The sequence below is a fragment of the Embleya sp. NPDC050154 genome (assembly GCF_044460165.1).
Taxonomy (GTDB): domain Bacteria; phylum Actinomycetota; class Actinomycetes; order Streptomycetales; family Streptomycetaceae; genus Embleya.
Genome location: NZ_JBITJP010000002.1, coordinates 649,159 through 673,440, shown reverse-complemented (window position 1 = coordinate 673,440; position 24,282 = coordinate 649,159). Strand labels below are relative to the sequence as shown.

At 71.7% G+C, this 24,282-nt stretch carries 18 protein-coding genes; 13 read left to right on the top strand and 5 right to left on the bottom strand.

The window, feature by feature from the left end; translation table 11 throughout:
* The first annotated feature begins 109 nt into the window (after positions 1-109).
* The gene (locus ACIBSV_RS06525) at positions 110-1,480 is read left to right on the top strand and encodes a class I SAM-dependent RNA methyltransferase (protein ID WP_395859846.1); all 1,371 of its coding nucleotides are present in this window, start codon (positions 110-112) and stop codon (positions 1,478-1,480) included.
* 201 nt (positions 1,481-1,681) lie between these two features.
* Here ACIBSV_RS06525 and ACIBSV_RS06520 read toward each other — a convergent pair whose 3' ends face one another.
* Positions 1,682-3,004 (bottom strand): hypothetical protein, encoded by a 1,323-nt coding sequence (locus tag ACIBSV_RS06520; protein ID WP_395859845.1) that lies wholly within the window; start codon positions 3,002-3,004, stop codon positions 1,682-1,684.
* Positions 3,001-3,357 carry a hypothetical protein gene (locus ACIBSV_RS06515; RefSeq protein WP_395859844.1) on the bottom strand — a complete coding sequence of 119 codons (357 nt, stop codon included), beginning with the start codon at positions 3,355-3,357 and terminating at the stop codon, positions 3,001-3,003. Before ACIBSV_RS06515 ends, ACIBSV_RS06520 begins: the two co-directional genes overlap by 4 nt.
* A gap of 337 nt (positions 3,358-3,694) precedes the next feature.
* Between ACIBSV_RS06515 and ACIBSV_RS06510 the strand changes: the two genes are divergently transcribed.
* Together ACIBSV_RS06510 and ACIBSV_RS06505 are read left to right on the top strand one after the other, a co-directional pair.
* Entirely contained in the window at positions 3,695-4,246 is a 552-nt protein-coding gene (locus ACIBSV_RS06510; RefSeq protein ID WP_395859843.1) for a hypothetical protein, read from the top strand.
* A 138-nt stretch (positions 4,247-4,384) separates the two neighbouring features.
* Positions 4,385-5,311 (top strand): LLM class F420-dependent oxidoreductase, encoded by a 927-nt coding sequence (locus ACIBSV_RS06505; RefSeq protein WP_395859842.1) that lies wholly within the window; start codon positions 4,385-4,387, stop codon positions 5,309-5,311.
* A gap of 179 nt (positions 5,312-5,490) precedes the next feature.
* Here ACIBSV_RS06505 and ACIBSV_RS06500 read toward each other — a convergent pair whose 3' ends face one another.
* The 3 genes from ACIBSV_RS06500 to ACIBSV_RS06490 form a co-directional block, all read right to left on the bottom strand.
* A complete protein-coding gene (locus ACIBSV_RS06500) occupies positions 5,491-7,110 on the bottom strand; it encodes a hypothetical protein (RefSeq protein ID WP_395859841.1) in 1,620 nt (539 codons plus the stop codon).
* A gap of 98 nt (positions 7,111-7,208) precedes the next feature.
* Complete coding sequence (locus ACIBSV_RS06495; RefSeq protein WP_395859839.1) at positions 7,209-7,982, bottom strand: hypothetical protein; 774 nt, start codon at positions 7,980-7,982, stop codon at positions 7,209-7,211.
* 488 nt (positions 7,983-8,470) lie between these two features.
* Entirely contained in the window at positions 8,471-9,439 is a 969-nt protein-coding gene (locus ACIBSV_RS06490; RefSeq protein WP_395859838.1) for a PstS family phosphate ABC transporter substrate-binding protein, read from the bottom strand.
* 371 nt (positions 9,440-9,810) lie between these two features.
* Here ACIBSV_RS06490 and pstC point away from each other — a divergent pair, with 371 nt between their 5' ends.
* The 10 genes from pstC (at position 9,811) to ACIBSV_RS06440 (ending at position 24,116) form a co-directional block, all read left to right on the top strand.
* Positions 9,811-10,827 carry a phosphate ABC transporter permease subunit PstC gene (gene pstC / locus ACIBSV_RS06485; RefSeq protein ID WP_395859837.1) on the top strand — a complete coding sequence of 339 codons (1,017 nt, stop codon included), beginning with the start codon at positions 9,811-9,813 and terminating at the stop codon, positions 10,825-10,827.
* A 49-nt stretch (positions 10,828-10,876) separates the two neighbouring features.
* Positions 10,877-12,055: a phosphate ABC transporter permease PstA gene (pstA, locus tag ACIBSV_RS06480; protein WP_395859836.1), complete on the top strand. Its 1,179-nt coding sequence runs from the start codon at positions 10,877-10,879 to the stop codon at positions 12,053-12,055.
* Entirely contained in the window at positions 12,052-13,683 is a 1,632-nt protein-coding gene (gene pstS / locus ACIBSV_RS06475; protein ID WP_395859835.1) for a phosphate ABC transporter substrate-binding protein PstS, read from the top strand. The genes pstA and pstS overlap by 4 nt, the downstream gene beginning before the upstream one ends.
* 196 nt (positions 13,684-13,879) lie before the next feature.
* On the top strand, positions 13,880-16,159 hold the full coding sequence (locus tag ACIBSV_RS06470; protein WP_395859834.1) for a hypothetical protein: 2,280 nt from the start codon (positions 13,880-13,882) through the stop codon (positions 16,157-16,159).
* A complete protein-coding gene (locus ACIBSV_RS06465) occupies positions 16,156-17,118 on the top strand; it encodes a sortase (protein ID WP_395859833.1) in 963 nt (320 codons plus the stop codon). The genes ACIBSV_RS06470 and ACIBSV_RS06465 overlap by 4 nt, the downstream gene beginning before the upstream one ends.
* 181 nt (positions 17,119-17,299) lie before the next feature.
* The gene (locus ACIBSV_RS06460) at positions 17,300-18,016 is read left to right on the top strand and encodes a phosphate ABC transporter ATP-binding protein (RefSeq protein ID WP_395859937.1); all 717 of its coding nucleotides are present in this window, start codon (positions 17,300-17,302) and stop codon (positions 18,014-18,016) included.
* Positions 17,994-18,380, top strand: a complete 387-nt coding sequence (locus ACIBSV_RS06455; RefSeq protein ID WP_355529452.1) for a hypothetical protein — start codon at positions 17,994-17,996, stop codon at positions 18,378-18,380. The genes ACIBSV_RS06460 and ACIBSV_RS06455 overlap by 23 nt, the downstream gene beginning before the upstream one ends.
* Before the next feature lie 292 nt (positions 18,381-18,672).
* Entirely contained in the window at positions 18,673-19,605 is a 933-nt protein-coding gene (locus ACIBSV_RS06450) for a MerR family transcriptional regulator (protein WP_395859832.1), read from the top strand.
* Positions 19,606-19,731: 126 nt separating this feature from the next.
* Positions 19,732-21,519, top strand: a complete 1,788-nt coding sequence (locus ACIBSV_RS06445) for a 3' terminal RNA ribose 2'-O-methyltransferase Hen1 (RefSeq protein ID WP_395859831.1) — start codon at positions 19,732-19,734, stop codon at positions 21,517-21,519.
* Positions 21,516-24,116 (top strand): polynucleotide kinase-phosphatase, encoded by a 2,601-nt coding sequence (locus tag ACIBSV_RS06440; RefSeq protein ID WP_395859830.1) that lies wholly within the window; start codon positions 21,516-21,518, stop codon positions 24,114-24,116. Before ACIBSV_RS06445 ends, ACIBSV_RS06440 begins: the two co-directional genes overlap by 4 nt.
* Positions 24,117-24,282: the final 166 nt, after the last annotated feature.

Below are 24,282 nucleotides of genomic sequence, written 5' to 3'. Positions count from 1 at the left end.
CGTGAGGCGCTTTCTTTGTGTCGTCGTGTCGTCCCCGGGCGTCGCCGTCAGGCGCCGCCGGCCGAGGGATCACCGAAACTCTTGTCGATGTCTGTGCGAGCTGAGCTGTATGAGGAGTGCCGTGCCTGTCGGATCGACCACCCCCGAATCGGACCAGTCCCTGCGGGGTGAGCGGTACGAGGTCGAGATCGGCCCGGTCGCTCACGGTGGGCACTGCGTGGCCCGCCACGAGGGCCGCGTCATCTTCGTCCGGCACGGGCTCCCGGGCGAGCGGGCCGTCGTGGAGATCACCGATGGCGGGCCCACGTCGCGCTTCCTGCGTGGTGACGTGGTCGAGGTGCTGGCCGCTTCGCCGGACCGGATCACCCCCGCGTGCCCGGTGGCCGGCCCCGGTATGTGCGGCGGCTGCGACTGGCAGCACGCCACGCCCGCCGCGCAGCGCCGGCTCAAGGCGGACGTGGTGGCCGAGCAGTTGTTGCGGCTGGGCAAGGTCGACGTACACGTCGAGGTCGAGGGCGTGGACAGCCCGCCCGGGATGCCCGAGGGCCTCGGTTGGCGAACGCGCGTGCAGTTCACCGTGGACCCGGCGACCGGCCGCGCGGGGCTGCGCAAGCACCGCTCGCACGACGTGCAGCCGATCGACTCCTGCCCGATCGCGGCGCCCGGCGTCGAGGAACTGGGCATCGAGGCGCACGAGTGGCCCGGCGTCGCCTCGGTCGAGGCGGTCTCGGCGACCGGCTCGCTGGACCGCGCGGTCACCGTGGTGCCCGCCGAGGGCACGGACGGGCGGATGCCGATCGTCGAGCTGAACCGCGCGGTGTCGGTGTTCCGGGCCGACGACAAGGGCCGGGTACGCAAGGTGCACGGCCGACCGGCGGTGCGCGAGGTGGCCGCGGGACGGACCTGGAAGGTCTCGGCGGGCGGCTTCTGGCAGGTACACCCGGCCGCGGCCGACGTGCTCGTGCAGGCCGTGGTGGAAGGGCTGGAGCCGCGACCGGGCGACCTGGCACTCGACCTGTACTGCGGCGTCGGCCTGTTCGCGGGCGCGATCTCCGAGCGGCTCGCGGACAGCGACACGATCATCGGGATCGAGAGCTCCAAGCAGGCGGTCGAGGACGCGATCCACAACCTTCGGGACGTGCCGGGCGCGCGGTTCGAGACCGGCACGGTGGAGAAGGTGCTGAGCCGACCGGGCTTCCTGCGCCGGGCCGACATCGTGGTGCTGGACCCTCCGCGCGCGGGTGCGGGCAAGGCGGTCGTCGAGCGGATCGCGCGGCTGACGCCGCGACGGGTCGCGTATGTGGCCTGCGACCCGGCGGCGCTGGCGCGCGACGTGGCGTACTTCGCGGGTGTCGGGTTCAAGCTGCGGTCGGTGCGGTCGTTCGATTTGTTCCCCAATACGCATCATGTGGAGTCGGTGGCGATCCTGGAGCCGGCGCCGCGTGCGGTCAAGCGGGACGGTGGGCGCGGGCGGCGGTGATCGGCCGTGGGGTGGTGGGGGTTGGTTGTGGGTGTGTGCGGGTGTATGGGTGTGTGGGTGTAGGCGTTGGTAGTAGGTAGATAGGTGTAGGTGTAGGTGTAGGTGTGTTTGGTGCAGGGCCGTCCCGGCTTGGTCGGGGCGGCCCTTTCGTGTGTTCGGGTTCGGGGCTGCCGGGTTGGGTTGAGTTGGGATGGGGCCGGGTTAGGCCGGGGCCGGTGCCTGGGGCGGTGGCGGGGTGGTCCACCAGTCTTCGGCCGGGTGGGTTGCGTAGCGGGTGCCGGGGCGGGTGCGGGGGGTTGGGGTGGCGGGGGTGCCCGCTGTGGTGGGGGCGGTCACCCACGTGGGGGACGTGGGGATGGCGGGGGTGCCGTTGCGAGCGGTGCCGCCGACGAGGTCGGGGACGAGGTCGGAGTGCGCGGCGTCGTGGGTGGCCGTCGAGCCGTCGTTGTTGCCGCTGCCGTCGCCGTGTAGGCCGGGTGCGACCCGGATGCCGGTCACCGGGGCGATCGGGGCCGGGGGTGATGGTGCGGTGTGTTGGAGGTGTGGGCCGATTCCGGACGGGCGCACCGGGCGGGGCTCGTGGGGCAGTGGGGTGCCGACGACGGGCTGGGCCGGTGGGGTGGTCGGGTATGGGGGTGCCGCGCAGGTGCTCGGGGGTGGCGGGAGGGGTGGAGCGGACGCGGACACCGGCGCGGGTGGGGGCGGGAGGTCGGGCGGTGGTGGGGGCGGCGTCGTGGTGGCCATGCAGGTGGTCAATGGGGTGGTCGGCGGGGGTGGCGGCGGGGGTGGCGGAGACGGTGTGGTCGTCGAGGTCGTTGTGGTCGGCGGGAGCGTCGAGGGGGCCTCGGGAGTCGGACGCTCGGGAGGCTCGCACGAGGCCGTCGTAGCGGCGGGTGGTGGGGGCGCGGTCTCGTCCGGCGCGGCTGTCGGGGTGGAGTCGGCTGCGGGGGTGGTGGGGTCGCTGCTGGTGGGTTCGGGAGTAGTGAGGTCCGGAGTAGCGGGTTCGGGAGTAGCGGGAGCGGTGGCGGCCGGGGTGGTGGCCGGTGTGCATGGGCGGGGTGGGGTCTGGTCGGTGATGTCGGTGGTCGTGGCCGCGCTCGATGGTGTGGGTTTCGGTGCTTCGGCGGGGCTCGGTGGGTCGGGCAGGGCGCACAGGCGGTCGCCGAGGTCGCGATACACGTCCTCCAGGCGCGTGGCGGCGGCTCGCGCGGCCGTCGGGTCGGACGCGTGCTCCTGGGCCTGGGCCAGGGCCTGGGCCGCCGCGCCGAGGTGCTCGTGCAAGGCGGCGCCCTGGGCGGCGAGTCGATCGGCGACGTCGGCCAAGGCGTGGCAGCGGGCGGTGAATCGCTCGGCGCCGCCGCCGGTCCAGATCCGCGTGCCGTGCCGGGCGGTCTCGGCGAGCGCGTCCCGCAGTTCGGCCAGCCGGGCGGCGGCCAGGCGCCAACCGTCGGCCGCGGCGCCGACCGCACCGGGTCGGGCCGCGTGGATCGCCGCGTACGCTTCCACGGCGTCGGGGGCGGTCATCGCGGCGCCACCGTGCGCAGCAGTGTGCCGACCTCGGCCTCGGTGTCGGTGAACCGGTCGGCGGTGAGGCCGAGTTCGACCCGGGTCGCGGCCAACTCGGCGCGGATCCCGGTGAGGAGGTCCACCATCCGGGCCGAGGCGCGGCGGTGCCGGTCGCTCAGTTCGGCGGCGCCCGGGAGCGAGCCGAGGGCGTCGGTGCTTAGCGCGGTGTCGGCCGCGACCCGGGCGGGCTCGGCGAAGCAGCCGCGCGCGAGGTAGTCGGTGCCGATGTTGTGCAAGCGCCGGACCAGACCGTGCAGTTCGCCGGTGTCGACGGTGTAGCCCGCCGTGCCGTCGCCGTCGGTGCGGGACATGTCACCACCCCCTGATGTGTGTTCGTGCCGTGTGCTCGATCGCCGGTCGCCTCGGGCGGGGGCCGGCCGGAACGCGGTGCTCGGTCGGGAATCGATCGAGGCGCCCTCCCGGGAAACGATCAGGTTGGCACACGGTCACTCTGCGTGCCGATGTCCTGTGGACAACCGGGGGAGCACGTCACTCCGGAGAGTGAAACCGCGCCGAAATCCGCTTGGTTGTCCACAGATTGTTCGGTGACGGGCGATTCGTCCGCCCTGCGGGCGCAACCTGGAGGCGTCGTGAACACACCGGACCGACAGCAGGCGAGCCGGACGAGCACCGCACGAGGGAGCGATCATGCACACCATTCAGACCTTCGCCGAACTGGACGACGAACTGGCCACCGTCGATTCCACGCCACGCGCGCTGGCCGCCGTCGCCCTCGCGCTGCACACCGTGCAGGAGGTGGTGCACGCCTGGAGCGGCAAGCCGGACCGGGGCGGCTGCCTGTGTCGGGTCGCCGACGAACTCGGCGACGCCCGGGAGATCGTCGCCCGGATCGTGGGTCCCGACGCCGACACGGTGGTTCCGTTGCCCGGCGGCGATCCGGCGAGTGTGCCGATCGCGGGGGCCGCCCGAGTGCTCGGGCGAGTGGCCAAGGTGCTCACGCTCCTGGCTCGGCAAGGAGTGGCGGACAACCCCTGCGGGGACTGGGCGCGGCTGGAGCCCGCCGAGCGCCGGGCCTGCGCGGCGGCCTGGGCGATCGTCTTCCGCAATCTGGTCCGGCTGCGCGCGGCCGAGGAGACCGCGACCTGGTCGGGCCGACCGCATCGGCACGCCCCCGCGATCCCGCAACGCCGGCGGCGCGGTTCGGCGCATGTGGTGCCCTTCCCCGCGCGGCTCGCGTGATCGCGTCGCGCGTGCCGGGCCCGCACCGGTTCCGTGCGGTGCGTTCGCTCGGGGCGCGTGTAGTGCGCCTGCTCGGCCTCCGTGTGCTGCGCGTGGCCGGCTCCCGTGCGAGTCTCGCGCTCGGGAGAGGATGGGCGTATGGATCTTCGAATCTTCACCGAACCTCAGCAAGGCGCGACCTACGACACGCTGTTGACCGTGGCCAAGGCCACCGAAGACCTCGGCTTCGGGGCCTTCTTCCGCTCGGACCACTACCTGCACATGAGCGGCGACGGCCTGCCCGGTCCCACCGACGCGTGGATCACCCTGGCCGGACTGGCCCGGGAAACCAAGCGCATCCGACTGGGCACGCTGATGACGGCGGCGACCTTCCGCCTACCCGGCGTGCTCGCGATCCAGGTTGCGCAGGTCGACGCGATGTCCGGGGGCCGGGTCGAACTGGGCATCGGCGCGGGCTGGTTCGAACAGGAGCACACCGCGTACGGGATCCCGTTTCCGCGCGAGAGGTTCGGGCGGCTCGAGGAGCAGTTGGACATCCTGACCGGGCTCTGGGACACCCCGGTCGGCGACACCTTCCGCTACGACGGGCGGCACTACTCCCTGGCCGACTCGCCCGCGCTGCCCAAGCCCGCGCAGCACCCGCACCCGCCGATCCTGATCGGCGGCTTCGGCGCCAAGCGCACGCCTGCCCTGGCCGCCCGCTTCGCGAACGAGTTCAACGTCCCGTTCGGGTCGGTGGACACCAGCGCGCAGCAGTTCGAGCGGGTCCGGGGCGCACTGACCGAGCACGGTCGCAAGGCGGAGGACATGGTCTTCTCGAACGCGCTGGTGGCCTGCGTGGGCAAGGACGACGCCGAGGTGGCCCGGCGTGCCGCGGCGATCGGCCGCGAACCCGCCGAGCTCCGGGAGAACGGCCTCGCCGGTTCACCGGGCGAAGTGGTCGACAGGATCGGCCGGTTCGCCGAGATCGGTTCGACCCGGATCTACTTCCAGATCCTGGACCTGGACGACCTGGACCATCTGGAGTTGATCGCTTCGGAGGTGATGACCCAGCTCGGCGGCTGACGGCGAGCCGAGGGCGAACGGGATGCCAGGGGAACCCGGGAGATCCGGGAGACCGGCAGGCCCGGGAACAGGAACGGGAAAGGGCCCTGTCGCAGCCCGTGCGCTGCGACAGAGCCCCTCTTCTCACCCCACCGCCCCCGGTGCCACAGCGGGCGGCCGTTCGGTGTGTTCCCTCGGTGTCAGGCGGTCGCGGGAGTGTCCTCGTCGCCGTCGCCGAAGGTGCCGCTGCCCGCGAGCAGCGCGCTGCGGGTGCCGCGTGCGCGGTACCACATGACGCCGCCGATCATCAGGAGCGTGCCGCCGGCGGTGCCGAGCAGGCGCGGGTCCAGCAGGCTTCCGGTGCGCGCGAGGCTACCGCCGCCCCCGTTGCCGCTGCCGGCGGAGGTGCCGGAACTGGTGCCGGAGGCGGTCCCGGTGGTCGTGCCGGTCGTGGTGCCCGTCGTCGTTCCGGTCGTGGTGCCCGTGGTGGTACCCGTGGTGGTTCCGGTGGTGTCACCGGCCGTGGTGCCGGTGGTGGTCCCGGTGGTCGTGCCGGTCGTGGTGCCCGTCGTCGTTCCGGCCGTGGTGCCCGTGGTGGTCCCGGTGGTGGTGCCCGTCGTGGTGCCGGTCGTCGATCCGTTGGTGGCTCCGGCGTGCACGAGCGTGATCTTGAAGGGCCGTTCGACCTTGGGCCCGGTCTCGGACGCGGTGACCGTCAGGATGTAGTCGCCGTCGGTCCACGTGGCCCCGGTCCGCGGGAAGATGGAGCGGACCGCGGTGAAGAGACCTTGTGCGTCCGTTCGGTCCGAGGCCAGCTCGACCGAAGGGAAGGTCGTGTCGTTCTTCTTGGTGACCGTGGCCTTGAACGGGACACTCGCGGGGAAGTTCGTCAACGAGAGCGAGTAGTTGACCTCGACGCCCGCCGCGTCGGGAATCTTGATCTCTTCGTCGAAGCCCACGGTCGGGACGACCGTGGCCACCACCTTCCAGGTGGTCCCCTCGAGCTTCAGGTTGACCCGCGCGAGGTCGTTCGCCACGACCGTGCCGGCGTCATCCAGGCACTGGGCCCGGACGCGGTAGTCACCGGCCGCCCCGTTCGGGTTGATCGGCTTCGGCGTAATCGCCGGCTTGCGGTCCGCCGGCAGCGGCTGCGGGGAGAATCCGCCGATGCGAATCTCGGAGCCGCCCCCGGGAGGAGTCATGATGAACAGGAACTTGGTCGCTGCCTGAGGACACGCCTTCGCGGCGGTGATGCTCGCCCGTGCCCCCAACTCACCACTCGTGGGATCGAGAACGAGCGTCTCGTCCTCGCCGGTCGGTGGCGTCGTCGTCGGCGGCGCGGTGGTCGGCGGCTCGGAGGTGGGCGGAGCGGCCACGCTCCACGTCTTGCCGTCCGGTCCGTCCGCCGTGGTGATGTCGACCGACGCGGGTTCACTCAGCAACTCGCCGAGTTCGCTGACACACTGCGCGGTCATCTTGAAGGTGCCCGTGAGATCGGTCGCCGCCAGGAACAACCGGATCGGTGCGGTGCGGTCGGGGATGCGATCGGCGGGAAGCGGATCGCCCGTCTCGCCACCGATCAGACGCGGCGTCGTGAGCGTGCCCCCGGACACGGTCCACCGGAAGTTGACGGCCGGTTCCGCGCAGGGCACCGTCGCCTTCATCGTGACCTTGGTATCGATCTTGCCGGTGCCCGGAGCGACGATGATCGTCGGTGTCGGGGAGCCGGAGTCGGCTGCCGCCGCGAGCGTCGGCATGGCCGACATTACGAGCAGCCCGGCTCCGCACGATGCCAGCACGCGCGCGAGTCTTAGGCTCATCTGGTCAACTCCGTTGAGAAGAAAGGAAAACGGGGACGGATCGCAAGTGGGCCACCGGGAGAATCCCGGCGGCCCAAGGCGTTGTCACCGACGCCGCGTCACCACCACAGGCGGGACGAGTCGAGGGTGATCGCGACCGAGGTGGTCGCCTTCGAGTTCGTGCCGGAGAGCACGAGCGTGTAGGAACCGTCGGCCACGGTCGCCGGAAGCGTCAGCAGCGCGCCGCCCCAGGTGCCGTCGGGCGCGATCTGCGGCTGGAGCGAAACCGGGGTGGAGGTGCCGTCGGCCGCGCGCACCGCGCCGTCCACGTGCTCACCGGGCGCGAAGCCGCGAAACAGGACCAGACCGAAGCGCAGCGCGCCGATCTTGGTCGGCAGCGCCCGGGCCTCGGGCGAAAGCGCGCTCCACACACCGGAGTTGACGCGCAGGTCGACCGACGCGGGCTCGGTGATGGTCAACACACCGTCGGCGCCGGTCGTGTAGCACTGGGCGACGAGCTTGTGCGCGACGCCTTCCTGCGTGGCGGAGCCGACCGGGAACAGCGCACGCTGGCCGACGACCGCGGTGTCCGCGACCTTGTCGGCCGGCAGCGGGGTGCCCAGGAACGAGCCACCGAAGACCCGCTCGTTGGCGCCCTCCGAACGCACCACGAACCGGAACGCGGTCGCGTCGGGGCCGCACGGCACACTCGCGCGGACGGTCGCCTTGCCGGTGGCGTCGGCCGGGCCGTACAGCGGGCTCACCTTGATCGTGCCCGGCGCGGTGGTCGCCGGCGACGTGGGAGCGGCGTCCGTGGCGATGGCCGGCACGGAGGCGATCGCGAGCGCGGCCGGAACCGCGACCGTGAGCGCGAGCAGACGACGGAGCTTCATGAAATGCCCTTCCGGGGTCAGTGGGTTCGAGCAAAACAGCACGCGGCGGCCGGTTGGGCATCCGCGAGGGAAACGTCAGGCGCTCGCGATGGCGAATGGATGAGCGATCCGCCACCGGAGGGTGAACAGTGCCGCGAGGACACTCGAGACATCGGATCGGGAAGGCCGCCGCGTCGGAGCATCACGTCGACCCGGCGACAATCAGGGCCTGAAACCGTGGAAGGCCCGGATCGGGAGCTGCGCCGGAGCCTCGGCCCCCTGGTGCACACGATCGTCGCGGTGTCGTCCAGGGCGAACCCACCGCTGCCGGCGTTCCTCGGCGGCCGCGTCGTGCGCGCGACACCGAGACCGTTCTCGCGCGGGGCCCCGCGCTCATCGAGAAGAGGTTGCGCCACGGGCCCGAAGGCCCGTGGGACGGGCCGTCCCTGATCCCTCGATTCGGGACGGCCCGCCACTGGTCACGTCTTGCGGTTCGGCTCGGGCGAGGACTAGGCGACGAAGCCGAAGGTCTGCCAGATCGGGACCTGAGCCGGGGCCTTGGCCCAGTTGATGAACGCGATCGTGTCGGTGTCGCTCTCGGTGTCCAGCGGGTCGTAGACGAAGTAGACCGAGCGGTTGCCGACGAAGCCGGTCGCGTTCGGCGCCTTGCCGTCGATCTGGCGCGGGGTGAAGCCGTTGGTGTGGTTGGTCACGCCCGACGCGGGGGTGGTCTGCTCGCCGTACGCGGCCTGCGAGTAGGGAATGATCGCGTCGGTCGTGGTGATCTGCGGCGCGTCGCCGCGGTTCTCCTGCGCGGTCTGGATCACGGTCGCGGCGCAGGCGCCGTTCGCGGCCGAGGTCGGGTCGAAGCCACCGAGCACCTTGTCGATGAACTCCTGGCGGGTGCCGGAACCGGCCTGCGGGATGTGCTTCTGGATCGCACCCGACAGGCTCGGGTTGATCTGGCTCCAGTTGGTGATCGAGCAGTCGTAGATGCCGTGCAGCTGCGCCGAGGTCAGGCTCGCGGGCGCGCCGGCCTTCTTGGTGGCCCAGGTGACCGCGTCGCCGCCGACGCGGACGAAGGTGAGCGTGGTCTCGGCGGTGCCGGCCTTCGGGCCACGCGAGGAACGCGCGAAGTTGAGGCAGTTGGCACTGGTACCGGCGCGCTCGGCCAGCAGCGCGTTGATGCCGGCGCTCGACCCGTTCGGCCACGGGTTGGCGCCGGTGCCGTACTGGGTGTTGCACGCCGCCTTGCCGGTGGCCTGGCCACCGGCCGGGACGCCGGCGTTCACGGTTATCCAGTTGTTGCCGCCCGGGTCCACGTTGGCGGCATAGTCCGACGCAAGCGCCGCGGTGACGTTCTGCAGCGTGTCCGAACCGGCGTTGACGTAAGTGGCCGCGTTCGCCGACGCGTTGGCGCCGACGACGAGCGCCATGGCGGCGGTCGCGGTGCCCAGTACGGTGGCGGTCTTGCGCATGCTGAAGACGCTGGACATTCGAAGTCCCAACTCTCTCTTGGCATTTGCTGGCCGTCGACCGCAGTGGCCGACGCCGACAACGCTGCCGGCGGCTTGATCGTCGTGGGATGTCCGGCAGGGAAACGGCACCGGGCCGCACGAGGCGCCGACACGAACGGACCGCGCCTGTAACGGAAACCGGATACTCCACAACCGGAGCGGCACGGATACGACAACTGCCGTACACCCTCGGCACCGGTTGTTTCCGTAGCGGACAGTTGCCGAGGGGCTGCGCTCTGGTTGTCTCCAGGCGAGGGGCATCCGGCTTGATCGCCGGGCGACATGACGAACGGTCAGGTCGGTTCGCCACCCGCTTCCAGGAGCCGACAGCCATGGCACATCCGCCCGTGTTCGCACCCGAGTCGCCGGAACTCATCGATCGGCCCCGGCGGATCGTGGTACGCCGGACCAGGGCCGACCACGCCTTCCGCTGGACCACGCGCGGCGTCGCGATCCTGGTCCTGGGGCTGCTCGTCGCGATCGGCGGCTACCTGCTCTACCAGGGCAGCAGCGCACTGGATCGGGCCGGTTGGGGATTCCTGACCGAGGACGTGTGGGAGCCCAAGTCCGGCACGTTCGGCGTACGCGGCCTGCTCACCGGCACGGTCCTGGTCGCGCTCGTCGCGCTCGTGGTCGCGGTGCCCATCGCGCTCACCGCGGCCCTGTACATCACCGAGTTCGCGCCCCGGCGCCTGCGCGGCGTGCTCACCTCGACCGTGGACCTGATGGCCGCGATGCCCAGCATCATCTACGGCATCTTCGGCTTCTTCGTGCTGCAACCCCAGTTGATCCCGGTCAGCCGATGGCTCGCCACGAACCTGGAATTCCTGCCGATCTTCGAGATCCGCACGATCGACGTGAAAGCCCGCTTCGTGGACAGCCAGTTCAGCTCGTCGCTGTTCATCTCCGGCGTGGTCGTGTCCACGATGGTCATCCCGATCTGCTGCTCGGTCAGCCGCGAGGTGTTCGGCCAGGCGCCGGTCGGGGAAAAGGAGGGCGCGCTCGCGCTCGGCGCCACCCGCTGGGGCGTGATCCGCGCGGTGGTCCTGCCGTTCGGTCGCGGCGGCATGATCGGCGGCATCATGCTCGGCCTGGGCCGGGCCCTGGGCGAGACCATCGCCGTCGCGATGATCATCTCGTTCAACACCGACTTCTCGTTCCGCATCCTCGACGGCCAGGGCTCGACGATCTCCTCGTTGATCGTCCTGAAGTACGGCGAGGCCGACAACGAGTCGATCTCCGCGCTGATGGCCGCCGGCCTCGCGCTCTTCGTCCTCACCCTCGCCGTCAACACCGTCGCCGGTGTGCTGGTCGCGCGCTCGCGCAGCGGCAAGTCCACCGAGATCTGAACACCGAACAGCGGCTCCACCAGACCCACCACCGAGGGGATCCACGACGATGACCGTCACCGAGCCGATCGTTCGGCCCGGGCCCGACGCGCCGCCGCCCGCGACCGCGCCGCGACCACCGGAGGAAGCCCGCGTGGCGCTGCGCCGCGTGGCCCCCGACGACGTCGGCGTCGCGCTCGGCGCGGGGGTCGCGGGCGCGAGCCTCGCCTGGGTGCTCTACGGGCGGATCCTGCCGGTCACCGGCTGGCAGGGATACCTGATCACCGCGTACGTGTGCTTCCTGGTGCTGTACGCCACAGCCACCCGCATGCGCTTGGACAGGGTGGCCGCGAGCGACCGGGTCGCGGGCGCGGTGATCTCCACCGGCGCGGCCCTGATGGTCGGCACGGTCGCGACCGTGATCGGGTACGTCTTCGTCAAGGGCTTCGGCCAGATTCTGCACGCCGACTTCTTCACCGCCACCCAGCGACACTTCAGCGCGCTGAGCACCGAAGGCGTCGCGGTCGGCGCCGCACACGCCATCGTCGGCACCTTCCAGCAGATGGGCATCGCCATCGTCCTGAGCGTCCCGCTCGGGATGACCGCCGCGATCTACATGAACGAGGTCGGCGGCCGGTTCGCGGCCGTGGTGCGGGTGGTCGTCGAGGCGATGACCGCGATCCCCTCGGTGGTCGCGGGCCTGTTCGTCTACGCCTTCTTCGTCATCTCGCTCGGCCAGGGCTTCTGCGGCCTGGCCGCGGGTCTCGCACTGTCCGTCGAGATGATGCCGGTCGTCACCCGCGCGACCGAGGTGGTGCTGCGCCTGGTGCCCAACGGGCTGCGCGAGGCCTCGTTGGCGCTGGGCGCCGGGGAGTTCCGCACCCTGTGGAACGTGGTCCTGCCCACCGCGCGCAGCGGCCTGGTGACCGCGGTCATCCTCGGCTGCGCCCGCGTGGTCGGCGAGACCGCGCCGGTACTGCTGGTCGCGGGCGGCAGCGCGGGCATGAACTGGAACCCCTTCAGCGGTGTGCAGAACTCGCTGCCGTACTTCATCTGGGAGAACTACAAGTCGCCCAGCGACGAGCTCAATTCCCTCGCGTGGGGCGCCGGCGTCACCCTGCTGCTGATCGTCCTCGTGCTGTTCACCCTCGCGCGCCTGATCGGCGGGCGCACCCCCGGCGAGTCCGGGCGTCGCAAGCGGCAGCGCTCCGCCGTCGCCAAGTCCCTCACCCCGGAGCCCACCTCATGACCAGGATCAGGCGCGTTCCCGCGCTCTTGCTACGACTGGCCACGGCGTCCGCGCTCGCCGTCCCGCTCACCCTGATGCCCGCCGGCAGCGCGTCCGCGGCCGCCGCGATCCACGGCAGCGGCTCCACGTGGAGCGCGCCCGCGACCAAGCAGTGGGCGGCCGACGTCGCCGCCCGCGGCCTCGCCGTCGACTACAACCAGAACGGCTCCACCGCCGGACGCACCGACTTCTCCCAACACCTCGTCGACTTTGCGGTGTCGGAGATCCCCTTCCAGGGCAACTACGTCGACCGCACCGGCAAGGCGACCAACGAACTCGCGGCGCTGGCGAGTACGAACACCAAGTTCAAGTACCTGCCGATCGTCGCCGGCGGTACCTCGTTCATGTACAACCTCAAGATCCGCGGCCGGCAGGTACGCAACCTGCAACTGTCGCCGCGCACCATCGCCGGGATCTTCACCAACCAGATCAAGCTGTGGAACGACAAGGCGATCAAGGACGACAACCCGGCGCTCTCGCTGCCGTCGACGCCGATCACCCCGGTCGTGCGCTCCGACGGCTCGGGCACCAGCGCACAGTTCACCGCCTTCCTGACCAACCAGGTCAACGACATCTGGCGGCCGTTCTTCCCCGGCGGGATGACCTCCGAGTTCCCGGTCAAGGGCGCCGCCAAGGCGCAGGCGGGCTCCGAGGGTGTGGCCAACTACGTCGCGGCGGGCTACGGCGACGGTGCGATCACCTACGTGGAGACCGCCTACGCCCTCCAACGCCAGTTCCCGGTCGCCTCCGTCAAGAACGCCGGCGGGGTGTACGTCCAGCCCACCTCCGACGCGGTGGCCGTCGCGCTCACCAAGGCCCGGCTGAACCCGGACAGCACGCAGATCCTCGACGATGTCTACACCAACGCCGATCGGCGCGCGTATCCGATCTCCAGCTACAGCTACATGATCGTGCCGGCCGCCAAGCAGTTCTCGTTCAACGAGGCCAAGGGTGAGACGCTCGGCAAGTTCATCAAGTACTTCCTGTGCGCGGGGCAGGCGCAGGCCCCGAGGTTGGGGTACTCACCGCTGCCGCCCAAGCTGGTCAGCTTCGGCTACGAGGCGATCAAGTCGATCCCCGGCGCGCCGGACCCGGGAGTGATGCCGGCGAACCTGGACAAGCCGACGAAGGCCGACTTCGACGCCTGTCCGAACCCGACCTTCGACCCGTCCTGGGTCCCGCCGGAGCAGAAGTCGCAACAACAGCAGCAGCCGCAGCAGAACGGCGGCAACCAGAACAACAACACGAACGACAACAACAACGGGAACAGCAACAACTCGGCCAACCCGAGCGGAAGTTCCACTCCCACGCCGGGCGACCCCGGTGCCGGGGGCGTGCCCGGGGCGCAGGGTGGGGACGGGAGCAGCGGCGGCGGTACGCCCGACGCGGGCACCGGCGAGGTCGTGGCCGGCGGGGACAAGGGCAACGGCGGGCCCGTGAGCGCGGGATCCGTCGAGGCGGGCGACTCGCCACCGCTGCCACCGGTGTGGTTCTACGCGCTGACCCTGGTCTGCCTCGCGGCGGCCGTGTTCGGCGCCCCGTTCCTGTACAGCCGCCTCGGTCGAGGACGTGGGCCCGATGTCGGTTGAGCCGGTTGAGCCGGTCGAGCCGGTCGAGCCGGTCGGGTCGGGTGACCGGGAGATGTCCGGTCCGTGCGGCGCAGGCGAACTTTCGAACACCGTGTCGGTTTCCGCTCCCGCAGTGCCGCCGCGCCGCGCGAGGATCGGCGCGGGTCGTCCTCGCCGGGAGTCGATCCCGAACGCGGGCGAAAGAAGTGGAGTCGCCGTGACGGGCACCGAACGATCCGCCGCCTCGCCGGACGGACGAGCCCTGTCCGTCGCCGGCGTCCTCGCGTTGTGCGTGGCCCTGCTCGCCGGCTGGCTGAGCGTGGTCGCGGGGTCCGCCGGCGCGGCCGAGCCGGCCCGGCCCGCGGTGACCGTGTCGCAGAGCGCCAACCTGGTCAACCAGCGCATCCTGGTGAAGTGGACCGGCTTCACACTCGCCGCCGGCACCAACAGCATCGTGGTGATGCAGTGCAAGGGCACTACGCCCCGACCTCGGGACTGTTGGGCTCCCCGCTGGACGCAGAACGGCCAGGAGATCAGCCAACCGGACGGGCTGCCACCGGGGTTGGCGACCAAGCAGACCGGGCTGCCCACAGCCGCGGACGGATCGGGGCAGGTCTGGATCCAGGTGCGGCCCGCACTGCAACTGGCCGAACTCGGCTGCTCCGACCGGCAGGCGTGCTCGATCGCGGTGTTCGTGATGCCCGACGAGACAAGCACCGCGACGTCCTTCCGCCCCCTGTCCACCGTGCTCCTGGGCGACACCCTGGCGCCTCGAGACACCGACATGGAACTGGCCTTCGCCGCCGGGCAGGCCGCGTTCACGCCGCTGTCCTTCGTACCCACGCCCGACGCGTGCCCGGGCATGGAGCACCCGGACCTGTCGGTCAACGGCTCCGGCGAGTTCACCCAGGCGGGCGCCTCGTGGGTGTTCGGTCTGTGCTCCGCCCGGAACAACGGGGTCAATATGACGGTGAGCGCCGGCTCCGGACCCAGCGGTCGCGAGGTCTTCCTCAGCGACGGCGTCGACATCGGCGTCACCCAACAGCCGATCGGCGGCGCACTCGACCAGGCCCGTCCGGTACCGCTGCCGGGCATCCGCGACAAGGCCAAGACGGTGTACGCGCCGCTGACCAACGGGGCGCTGGCGTTCGCGTTCAACATCGACGACGTGCAGACCCACCTGCCCATTCCGTCGATGAAACTGACGCCCCGTCTGATCGCGAAGCTGATCACCGGCGCGTATCCGGCCGCGCCGCAGACGCCCGGTTCGATCAGGTCGTTGTGGACGGACCCGGAGTTCACCGCCATCAACGACACCCGCAACTGGCCTGGGAACATCCGGACCCCGATCCTGCGCGGCGTCCAGGACGACACCATCTGGGCGCTGACCACGTGGCTGGCCTCCGACCGGGAGACCCTGGCGTGGCTGTCGGGCACACCGGACCAGAACAACGTGGTGTGTCCCGCGGAGTGGCGCGTGGGCAACGTCGGCTATCCGCTCGCGGTGTACACCAACCGCCTGGAGATGCTCGTCGATGTGAACGTGCCGCAGACGGTGTACGAGGACATCGCCAACCGGCTGGGCAACTCGGTGCCGACCAACCGCTCGATGACCGATGTCGGTCCCAAGGACGACGGCCAGGACAAGTACGGCTTCCACAGCGTCATGGCGATCACCTCGGTCGAGGCGGCCACCCGGATGGGCACGCCGGTGGCCAGGATCCGCAACGCGGCGGGCAACTTCGTCGACCCGACCGACCCCGCGACCGTGCGCGCCGGCCTCGCCGCCGCCAAGCCGGGGCCGGACGGAGTCACGCTGACCAACGACTTCCAGAGCACGGTCGCGAACGCCTACCCGCTCACCGTCACCGACGTGGCGATGGTCTCCACGGACAAGCTCACCGCCGCCAAGGCGGCCAAGATCGACGCCTTCCTCGCCTACGCGGCCACCGCCGGCCAGGTGCAGACCGGGAGCTTCCAGCCCGGCAGCCTGCCGCCCGGCTACATCCCGCTCAGCGACGCCCAGAAGCAGCAGATCGCCGCCGCCCGGCAGAAGATCGCCGCCGCGCCCAAGTGGACCGGCGAGCCGCCGCCCACCACCCCGCCGCCGGTCGACCAGGGCGGCGATAACAACAACGCGGGCGCCTCGGCGGGCACGAGCGCCGGCAACACGGGCAACCCGAACACCCCGCCTGCGACCGACCCGACCCCGGCCCCGACCGCGGCGCCGTCGACCGCGCCCTCCACCGCCCCCGTCGGTGCGGCCACCCCGCCTGCCGACAACAACCCGTTTCCCTCGGTCGCCAACGTGATCAAGGACGCGCTCGCCGGCGACCCGTCCGCGGTCGTGCTGCTGATCCTGATGTGCGTGAGCGGGGCCGCCCTGCTCGCCTGCCCCGTGCTGCTCTCGCTCGGGCACAAGCGCCGCACCGGCGACTGGCCACCGCCGGTGGCCGCCGTCCTGCGCCTGATCGGTCGCCAGGGGGCAGCCGCATGACCGCCGACACCGTCTCCAAGGTGCCCGCGACCGCGCCGGCGACCGCCCCCGCGGCCGCATCGACGCCTGCGGGCGCACCCGCGAGCGCCGGCGCGCGACCGCCCGCGAGCGCGAGCAAGCCGCGTGCGGGGCGCCCCGACCCGTACACGATCGCCGGCGCGTCGGTCGCGCTGCTCGCGCTGCTCATCGCGGGCTTCGTCGGCTACCTGTACGTGGTCTCCGACATCCAACAGGCGCGCGACCAGAGCATCCTGGCCGACCGGCTCTCCGACGAGCTCTACCGCGACGTCGGCCCGCTCGGCGGCAGCATCGACAAGGGCAGCCCCGTGGCGATGTTGCGGATCCCCGCGATCGGCCTCGGACAGGTCGTGGTCGAGGGCACCACCGCGGACTCGCTCGCCAAGGGACCCGGACACCTGCGCACCAGCGGCCTGCCCGGCCAGGGCGGACACAGCGTGATCATGGGCCGCGCACACACCTTCGGCGGTCCGTTCCGGGACATCGGCAAGCTGCGCGTCGGCCAGCGCATCGAAGCCACCACCCAGCAGGGCGAGTTCACCTACAAGGTGATCGAGCGCCGGCACGTGAGAAACGGCAAGGACGACGTGCTCGCGCCCGGCCGGGAGAACCGGCTCGTGCTGATCACCGCCGACTCGTGGATCCGGCCCGGCGGTCGCACCGTGGTCATCGCCGAACTGCAGGGCGCCCCCAAGGCCCAGGAGGGCCGCCGTCCGCAAGGTCTACGCGCGGACGAGAAGGGCACCGGCGGCTACGCGGACGCCGGCGTGCGACTGCTGCTGTGGGCACAGGCGTTCACGCTCGTGCTCGTCGTCCTGGCCTGGGCGCTGCGCCGCCATCCCGATCGCCGAGTCACGCTCCTGCTCGGCACCCCGGTCGTGCTCGCCGTCGTGTGGGCACTGTACGAATCCGCCGCTCGCGTACTCCCGGCGACGCTCTGACGCCGGTTCTCGTCCCGTCCCACTCCACACCCCGGAGGCTCCGCACGTGACCAGCCCGGACAGCGGTGCGACGACTCTCGCTCCCGCAGCCGAGACCCAGCCTTTACCGGCCCAATCCGCCGGCGGGCGTGGCTCGACGCTCACCGCGGAGGCCGTCAGCGCCTGGTTCGGCACCCACAAGGTGCTCGAACGCGTCGACCTCGTGATGGCGGCCAACTCCGTCACGGCCCTGATCGGGCCGTCCGGCTGCGGCAAGTCCACGTTCCTGCGCATCCTCAACCGGATGCACGAACTCGTGCCCAGCGCCCAACTCGCGGGCCGGGTCCTGCTCGACGGCGAGGACATCTACGACTCCACCCGCCGCCCGATCGAGACCCGGCGGCGGGTCGGGATGGTCTTCCAAAAGCCCAACCCGTTCCCGGCGATGTCCATCTACGACAACGTGGTCGCCGGCCTGAAGCTGACCGGCGTGCGCAACGCGGACAAGGACGCCGTCGTGGAGTCCTCGCTGGTTCGGGCCGGCCTGTGGATGGAGGTGAGAAATCGGCTCAGGCAACCCGGCGGCGCGCTCTCCGGTGGTCAGCAGCAGCGTCTCTGCATCGCCCGCTCCCTGGCGGTCGACCCGGACGTGCTGCTCATGGACGAGCCCTGCTCGGCGCTCGACCCGACCTCCACCCGGCGGATCGAGGACACCATCGGCGAGCTGCGCGACGACATCACCATCGTGATCGTCACGCACAACATGCAGCAGGCCCAACGTGTCTCCGACCACTGTGCGTTCTTCCTCGCGGCGGAGAACACCCCCGGCCACATCGTCGAGGCCGGACCCACCACCGCGATCTTCGGCACCCCCCGCGACCCCCGGACGGCCGACTATGTCGCCGGTCGCTTCGGATGAGTCGCGGGCCCCGGACGGTACGCCGGAACGGCACGCGCGCTACGACGTCCACCTGGACGCCGAGCAGCACGTGCGGTGGCGGCTCATCGCCCCGAACGGCCGCGTGCTCGCGCGGTCCGCTCGGGGCCATGTCACGGCGGGGGCCTGCCGTATCGAGTTGGACCGGCTGCGTCGCCGGGTGGTCGACCTCGTGCCCGTCATCGGACGGGCCACCGGAGCGCCGGGCTGGTTCTGGAGCGTGGCTCTGGAACCCAGCGCTCCCGTCGCGTTGTCGGCCCGCACCTACGAGCGCCTGGAGAGTTGCCAGGTGTCCTACGAGAGATTCGTCCGCCTGCTGACCGTCACCGAGCCCGACGACTGGTGACCCGGGCCGCGCGCCCGCCGCGATCACGACGATCGTGGCGGCGCGCCCCTGCGGCCGGGACCTCCCCGTGCTCCTGCGTCGGGCCTTCCGGTGCCCGCGCGGTGGAGCTTCCCGTGCTCCTGCGTCGGGCCTTCCGGTGCCCGCGCGGTGGAGCTTCCCGTGCTCCTGCGTCGGGCCTTCCGGTGCCCGGCCGGTGGAGCTTCCCGAGCGCCTGCGGTGGACCTCCCGGTGCCCTGGGGTGGACCCTCCCGTCACGGGAGAGGGCACTGTGGTCGATCGGGAGGTGATGGGGATGTTCCTCGGCATCGGAGACTTCGCACGCGCCACGGGCCTGACCGTCAAGGCGCTGCGATGGTATGACGAACAGGGCGTGCTGGTGCCCGCGGACGTGGATCCGCACACGCGCTACCGCCGGTACACGATCGGCCAACTCGAACAGGCGGGTCTGGTCCGCGCGCTCCGCGCGGCCGGCGTGCCGCTCGCGGCGATCCGCACCGCGATGGGCAACGGCGGTTCCGCACACGAGGCGCTGCGGGCGCGCCGGGAGGCGGTCCGAACCGAACGGGCACGCGAGGACCGGGCGATCGCGGCGGCAGAGCGGGTGCTCGCCGGCGCCGACGTGGACTACGACGTGCGACTGCGCCGGACCGGAGCCCAGGCGTGGGTCGGCGTCGTCGAGTACGTCGCGACGCCCGAGGACACCGAGCCCGTGATCGAGGGCCCCGACGGCGCGGTCGTGGACGCCGACGTCGCGATCGAGGGCGCACTGCTCGACCTGTACGCGAGCCTGCACGCGGACGGCATCGCACCCACCGGCGGCTTCTGGCTCGACCTGGGACGCCCCTCCGACGCCGCCGGGGCAGAGGTCGCCCTGTGCCTGCCACTCGCCGAACCGGTCCCCGAGGGTTGGTCCGTCCCGGGCCGGCGGACGATCGCCGGCGTACGGCCGGCCGGCCGCGAACTGTGCACCGACCACGTGGTCACCGACAACGACCCCGACGACGGCACCGCCGTACACCCCGCGTTCGCCGCGCTCGTCCGCGCCGCCGCCGGACGGGACCTGTCGATCGACCTGGGCAGCCTGCGCCAACACTGCCCGCGAGAGCTCGCGAGCGCGCCCGGGGCGGCGACTCGTATGGCGGTGGAACTGTCGGTCGACGTCGATGGCGACGGTGGCTTCGATGGTGGCGTCGAAGGCGGCGTTGACAGTGGCGTCGACGGGTGAAGGCTCGGGGGAGGGGATGTACGGCGAGGGCGCGCGGAGGGTGTGTCGAGCGAGGGCATGGAGTGAGGGCGCAGACCGGTGAAAAGCGATCGTCGGCGAGTGGGTATCTGACACATAATCGGCCTGGTGTTCCTGACCATCGCAACCACCCATCAGCCCGCCACCGACCTCGGCTTCCTGCTGCACAAGCATCCCGGGAAGGCGCAACGGTTCTCCACGACCTACGGCGAAGCACACGTCTTCTACCCCGAGGCCGACGACACGCGCTGCACCGCGGCGCTGCTGCTCGACGTCGACCCGATCGCGCTCACGCGCGGGGTCAAGCGGGGCAAGGGCGCCAAGGGCTCGCCCGACCTCGCGCTCGCGCAGTACGTCAACGACCGGCCCTACGCCGCCTCGTCGCTGCTCGCGGTCGCGCTCGGCACGGTCTTCCGTACCGCGATGCAGGGGCGCTGCGACGCGCGGCCCGAACTGCCCGCGACGGCGATGCCGTTGGAGATCGAGGTGCCCGCGCTGCCCGCGCGCGGCGGCGAGGAGATGGTCCGGCGGCTGTTCGAGCCGCTGGGATGGCAGGTCGCGATCGAGCCGATTCCGCTGGATCCGCGCTTCCCGGCGTGGGGCGACTCGCGCTATGTGCGGCTCGCGCTGACCGGCACGATGCCGCTCGCGGAGGCCCTGCGGCAGTTGTACGTGCTGCTGCCGGTGTTGGACAACGCGAAGCACTACTGGGTCGCACCCGACGAGGTGGACAAGCTGCTCCGCGCCGGCGAGGGCTGGCTGTCGGCGCACCCGGACCGGGACCTGATCGCGAGCCGATACCTCTCACGGCGACACACCCTCACCCGCAGCGCGATCGAGCGCCTCGCCGAGGTCGACGAGACCGCGCCGGAGAATCTGGACAACGCGGTACCGGACGAGGTCGAGGAGGACGCGGGGGCGGCGGAGGAGTCGGCCGCGGTCGCGGTTGCGAGCGCCGCTTGTGCCGCGGACGTGCCCGAGGGTGTGGGTGCGACGCCGGCGAGTGCGACTGCCGAGAGTGCGCCCGCGGGCGCGGGCGATGTCGCTGCGGGCGCAGGTGCCGTCGCCGCGGACGAGTCGCTCGCGACCGCGCCGGCGACCGCCGACGCCGTGGTCGCGGGCGCACCTGCGGGTGCGGGTGCGGACGAGCGGCCCATGACGCTCGCCAGGCAGCGGCGGGACGCGATCCTGGCGGCCCTGCGGGCGGCCGGGGCCGAGCGCGTGCTCGACCTGGGCTGTGGCGACGGCAAGCTGATCGGGTCGATGCTCCGGGAGCCGCGCTTCCGCGAGATCGTCGGGGTAGACGTGTCCACTCGCGCGCTCACCATCGCCGAGCGCAAGCTCAAGCTCGCCCGGATGTCGGAGCGGCAGCGCGACCGCGTGCGGCTGATCCAGGGTGCGCTGACCTACACCGACAAGCGGCTCGTCGGCTACGACGCGGCCGTGCTGTGTGAGGTGATCGAGCACCTGGACGAGCCGCGCCTGCCCGCCCTGGAGTACGCGGTGCTCGGCGCGGCCCGGCCGGCCACCGTCGTGGTGACCACGCCCAACGTCGAATACAACATCCGCTACGCCCCCGAGGAGCCGGGCGGCGAAGGCCTCGCGGCCGGCGCCATGCGGCACGGCGACCACCGCTTCGAATGGGACCGCGCCACGTTTCGCGCGTGGGCCGAACGGGCGGCCGCCAAGTACGGCTACGCGGCCCGCTTCGAACCGGTCGGCGAGGTCGACCCCGAGGTCGGCCCCTCCACGCAGATGGCCGTGTTCACCCGTACCGAGACCGAACCCGCCGGCACCACGCGAACCGCCGACGCCCCCCGGCCCGGCGACACCGCCGTCCCCACGTCCATACCCACCCCCACCGCGAACGACGAAGGCACCGGAGCAACGGCATGACCCACGACGCGAGCGCCCGCCGCGCATTGACCATGCCCGACCTGTGCCTGGTGGTCCTGATCGGCACCACGGGCGCGGGCAAGTCGACCTTCGCCCGCACCCACTTCAAGCCCACCCAGGTGCTCTCCTCCGACTACTTCCGCGGCCTGGTCGCCGACGACGAGAACGACCAGGCGGCCTCCGGCGACGCGTTCGACCTGCTGCACCACGTCGCCCGGATGCGGCTCGCGTCCGGCCGGCTGACCGTCGTGGACGCGACCAACGTGCAGCGCGAGGCCCGCGCGCACCTGGTCAAGGTCGCCCGCGACCACGACGTGTTCCCGGTCGCGATCGTGCTGGACATCCCCGAGGCCGAGTGCCAGGCACGCAACGCCGAGCGCCCGGACCGGATGCACCTGCCCCCGCACGTGGTCCAGCGCCAGCACCGGGACCTGCGCCGATCGCTGCGCGGCCTGCAACGCGAGGGCTTCCGCAAGGTGCACGTGCTCTCCGGCGTGGACGAGGTCGCCCGCGCCGAGATCGTGCACGAGCGCCGATACAACGACCTGCGGCACCTGACCGGGCCGTTCGACGTGATCGGCGACATCCACGGCTGCCGCGCCGAGTTGGAGACGCTGCTGATCGAGCTCGGCTATGGGATCACCCGCGACGACGCGGGGCGCCCGGTCGACGCCGTACACCCCCTGGGCCGCACCGCCGTGTTCGTCGGCGACCTGGTGGACCGCGGACCGGACACGCCGGGCGTGCTGCGCCTGGTGATGGGCATGGTCGGCGCCGGACACGCGCTGTGCGTACCGGGCAACCACGAGAACAAGTTGGTGCGCGCGATCAAGGGACGGCAGGTCAAGACCACCCACGGCCTTGCCGAGTCGCTCGAACAACTGGCCGCGGAGAGCGAGGAGTTCCGCGCCGAGGTGGTCGACTTCTGCGAGGCCCTGGTGAGCCACTACCTGCTCGACGAGGGCAGGCTCGTGGTGTGCCACGCGGGTCTTCCGGAGAAGTACCACGGTCGGATGTCCGGTCGGGTGCGCAGCTTCGCGCTGTACGGCGACACCACGGGGGAGACCGACGAGTACGGTCTGCCGGTGCGCTACCCGTGGGCCGACGAGTACCGGGGCAAGGCGACCGTGGTCTACGGCCACACGCCCACGCCCCGTGCCGTGTGGGTGAACAACACGATCTGCCTGGACACCGGCGCGGTGTTCGGCGGCGAGCTGACCGCGCTGCGCTGGCCGGAGCGCGAGTTGGTCGCCGTGGCGGCCGAGCGGGTCTGGTACGAGCCGGTGCGACCGTTGGCCTCGGAGGCGCCCGGTGGTCGGGACGGGCGCACCCTCGACCTGGGCGACGTGCTCGACCTGAGCCCCGGCGGGGTCGGTCGCCGGCACGTCGAGACGGCCGGCGCGGGCAGGGTGACGGTACGTCAGGAGAACGCGGCGGCGGCCCTGGAGGTGATGAGCCGGTTCGCCATCGACCCGCGCTGGCTGGTGTACCTGCCGCCGACGATGGCCCCGTGCGCGACCAGCACGCTGCCGGGCCTGCTCGAACACCCGGCCGAGGCGTTCGCGCAGTTCCGCGCGGACGGGGTCGCCACGGTGATCTGCGAGGAGAAGCACATGGGCTCGCGCGCGGTCGCCCTGGTCTGCCGGGACGAGGCAGCCGCGCGCGAGGCGTTCGGGGTGGACGAGGGGATGGGTGTGGGCGCGGTGTGGACGCGCACCGGCCGCGGCTTCTTCCCCGACCGCGCCACCACCGACGGCTTCCTGGACCGGCTGCGCGCGGCGATCGACGCCGCCGGGCTGTGGGCGGAACTGGACACCGACTGGTTGCTGTTCGACGCCGAGCTGATGCCGTGGTCGGCGAAGGCGCAGGAGTTGTTGCGGCAGCAGTACGCGTCGGTGGGCGCGGCCGCGACCTCCGCGCTGCCGGTCGCCGGCGCCGCGCTGGCGCGTGCAATCGAACGCGGAATCGACGTCGGCGAGCTCGCCGACCGGATCCGGGGCCGCGAGGCGAACGCGCACGCCTTCGTGGACGCGTACGGCCGGTACTGCTGGGAGACCGACGGTCTCGCGGGTCTGCGCTTCGCGCCGTTCCAGGTGCTCGCCGGGCGCGGCGGGTCCTACCTGGGGCGGGACCACGCGTGGCATCTCGCACTCGCCGACCGCCTGGTGGCGGCCGACACCTCGGGGTTGCTCGCGCCCACCGGCCGACTGGTCGTGGACGTCACCGACGACGAACAGGTCGCGGCGGGCATCGAGTGGTGGACCGCGCTGACCGCGGCCGGCGGTGAGGGCATGGTCGTCAAACCGCTCGCGGGCGAGGCGGCGCGGGTGGCGAACCGACGTGTGCAGCCCGGGGTCAAGTGCCGTGGTCCGGAGTACCTGCGGATCATCTACGGCGCCGACTACACCGAACCGGTGAACCTGGAGCGGTTGCGCAATCGCGGCCTGGGCCACAAGCGTTCGATGGCGCTGCGCGAGCACGCGCTGGGCGCCGAGGCACTGGACCGACTGGCGGCCGGCGAGGCGCTGTGGCGCGTGCACGAGGCGGTCTTCGCCGTACTCGCGCTGGAATCGGAGCCGGTGGACCCCAGGCTCTGAGTCCGCGTCACCTGTTCGCAGCAAGGGCGGTATCCGTGGCGACACGGATACCGCCCTTGTGTGCGTGATTGCCGGAAAGTTTCGGGTATGTCGCTTCAGTGTCCTGTGCCGATCGAGGCGGATCGACGGTCCCGTGTCGAGAGGTCCCGGCGACACCGCAGGTCGT

Coding starts and splice junctions, on each gene's coding strand:
- ACIBSV_RS06525 (WP_395859846.1), top strand. CDS start 110: ATGAGGAGTGCCGTGCCTGTCGGATCGACCACCCCCGAATCGGACCAG.
- ACIBSV_RS06520 (WP_395859845.1), bottom strand. CDS start 3,004: ATGACCGCCCCCGACGCCGTGGAAGCGTACGCGGCGATCCACGCGGCC.
- ACIBSV_RS06515 (WP_395859844.1), bottom strand. CDS start 3,357: ATGTCCCGCACCGACGGCGACGGCACGGCGGGCTACACCGTCGACACC.
- ACIBSV_RS06510 (WP_395859843.1), top strand. CDS start 3,695: ATGCACACCATTCAGACCTTCGCCGAACTGGACGACGAACTGGCCACC.
- ACIBSV_RS06505 (WP_395859842.1), top strand. CDS start 4,385: ATGGATCTTCGAATCTTCACCGAACCTCAGCAAGGCGCGACCTACGAC.
- ACIBSV_RS06500 (WP_395859841.1), bottom strand. CDS start 7,110: ATGAGCCTAAGACTCGCGCGCGTGCTGGCATCGTGCGGAGCCGGGCTG.
- ACIBSV_RS06495 (WP_395859839.1), bottom strand. CDS start 7,982: ATGAAGCTCCGTCGTCTGCTCGCGCTCACGGTCGCGGTTCCGGCCGCG.
- ACIBSV_RS06490 (WP_395859838.1), bottom strand. CDS start 9,439: ATGCGCAAGACCGCCACCGTACTGGGCACCGCGACCGCCGCCATGGCG.
- pstC (WP_395859837.1), top strand. CDS start 9,811: ATGGCACATCCGCCCGTGTTCGCACCCGAGTCGCCGGAACTCATCGAT.
- pstA (WP_395859836.1), top strand. CDS start 10,877: ATGACCGTCACCGAGCCGATCGTTCGGCCCGGGCCCGACGCGCCGCCG.
- pstS (WP_395859835.1), top strand. CDS start 12,052: ATGACCAGGATCAGGCGCGTTCCCGCGCTCTTGCTACGACTGGCCACG.
- ACIBSV_RS06465 (WP_395859833.1), top strand. CDS start 16,156: ATGACCGCCGACACCGTCTCCAAGGTGCCCGCGACCGCGCCGGCGACC.
- ACIBSV_RS06455 (WP_355529452.1), top strand. CDS start 17,994: ATGTCGCCGGTCGCTTCGGATGAGTCGCGGGCCCCGGACGGTACGCCG.
- ACIBSV_RS06450 (WP_395859832.1), top strand. CDS start 18,673: ATGTTCCTCGGCATCGGAGACTTCGCACGCGCCACGGGCCTGACCGTC.
- ACIBSV_RS06440 (WP_395859830.1), top strand. CDS start 21,516: ATGACCCACGACGCGAGCGCCCGCCGCGCATTGACCATGCCCGACCTG.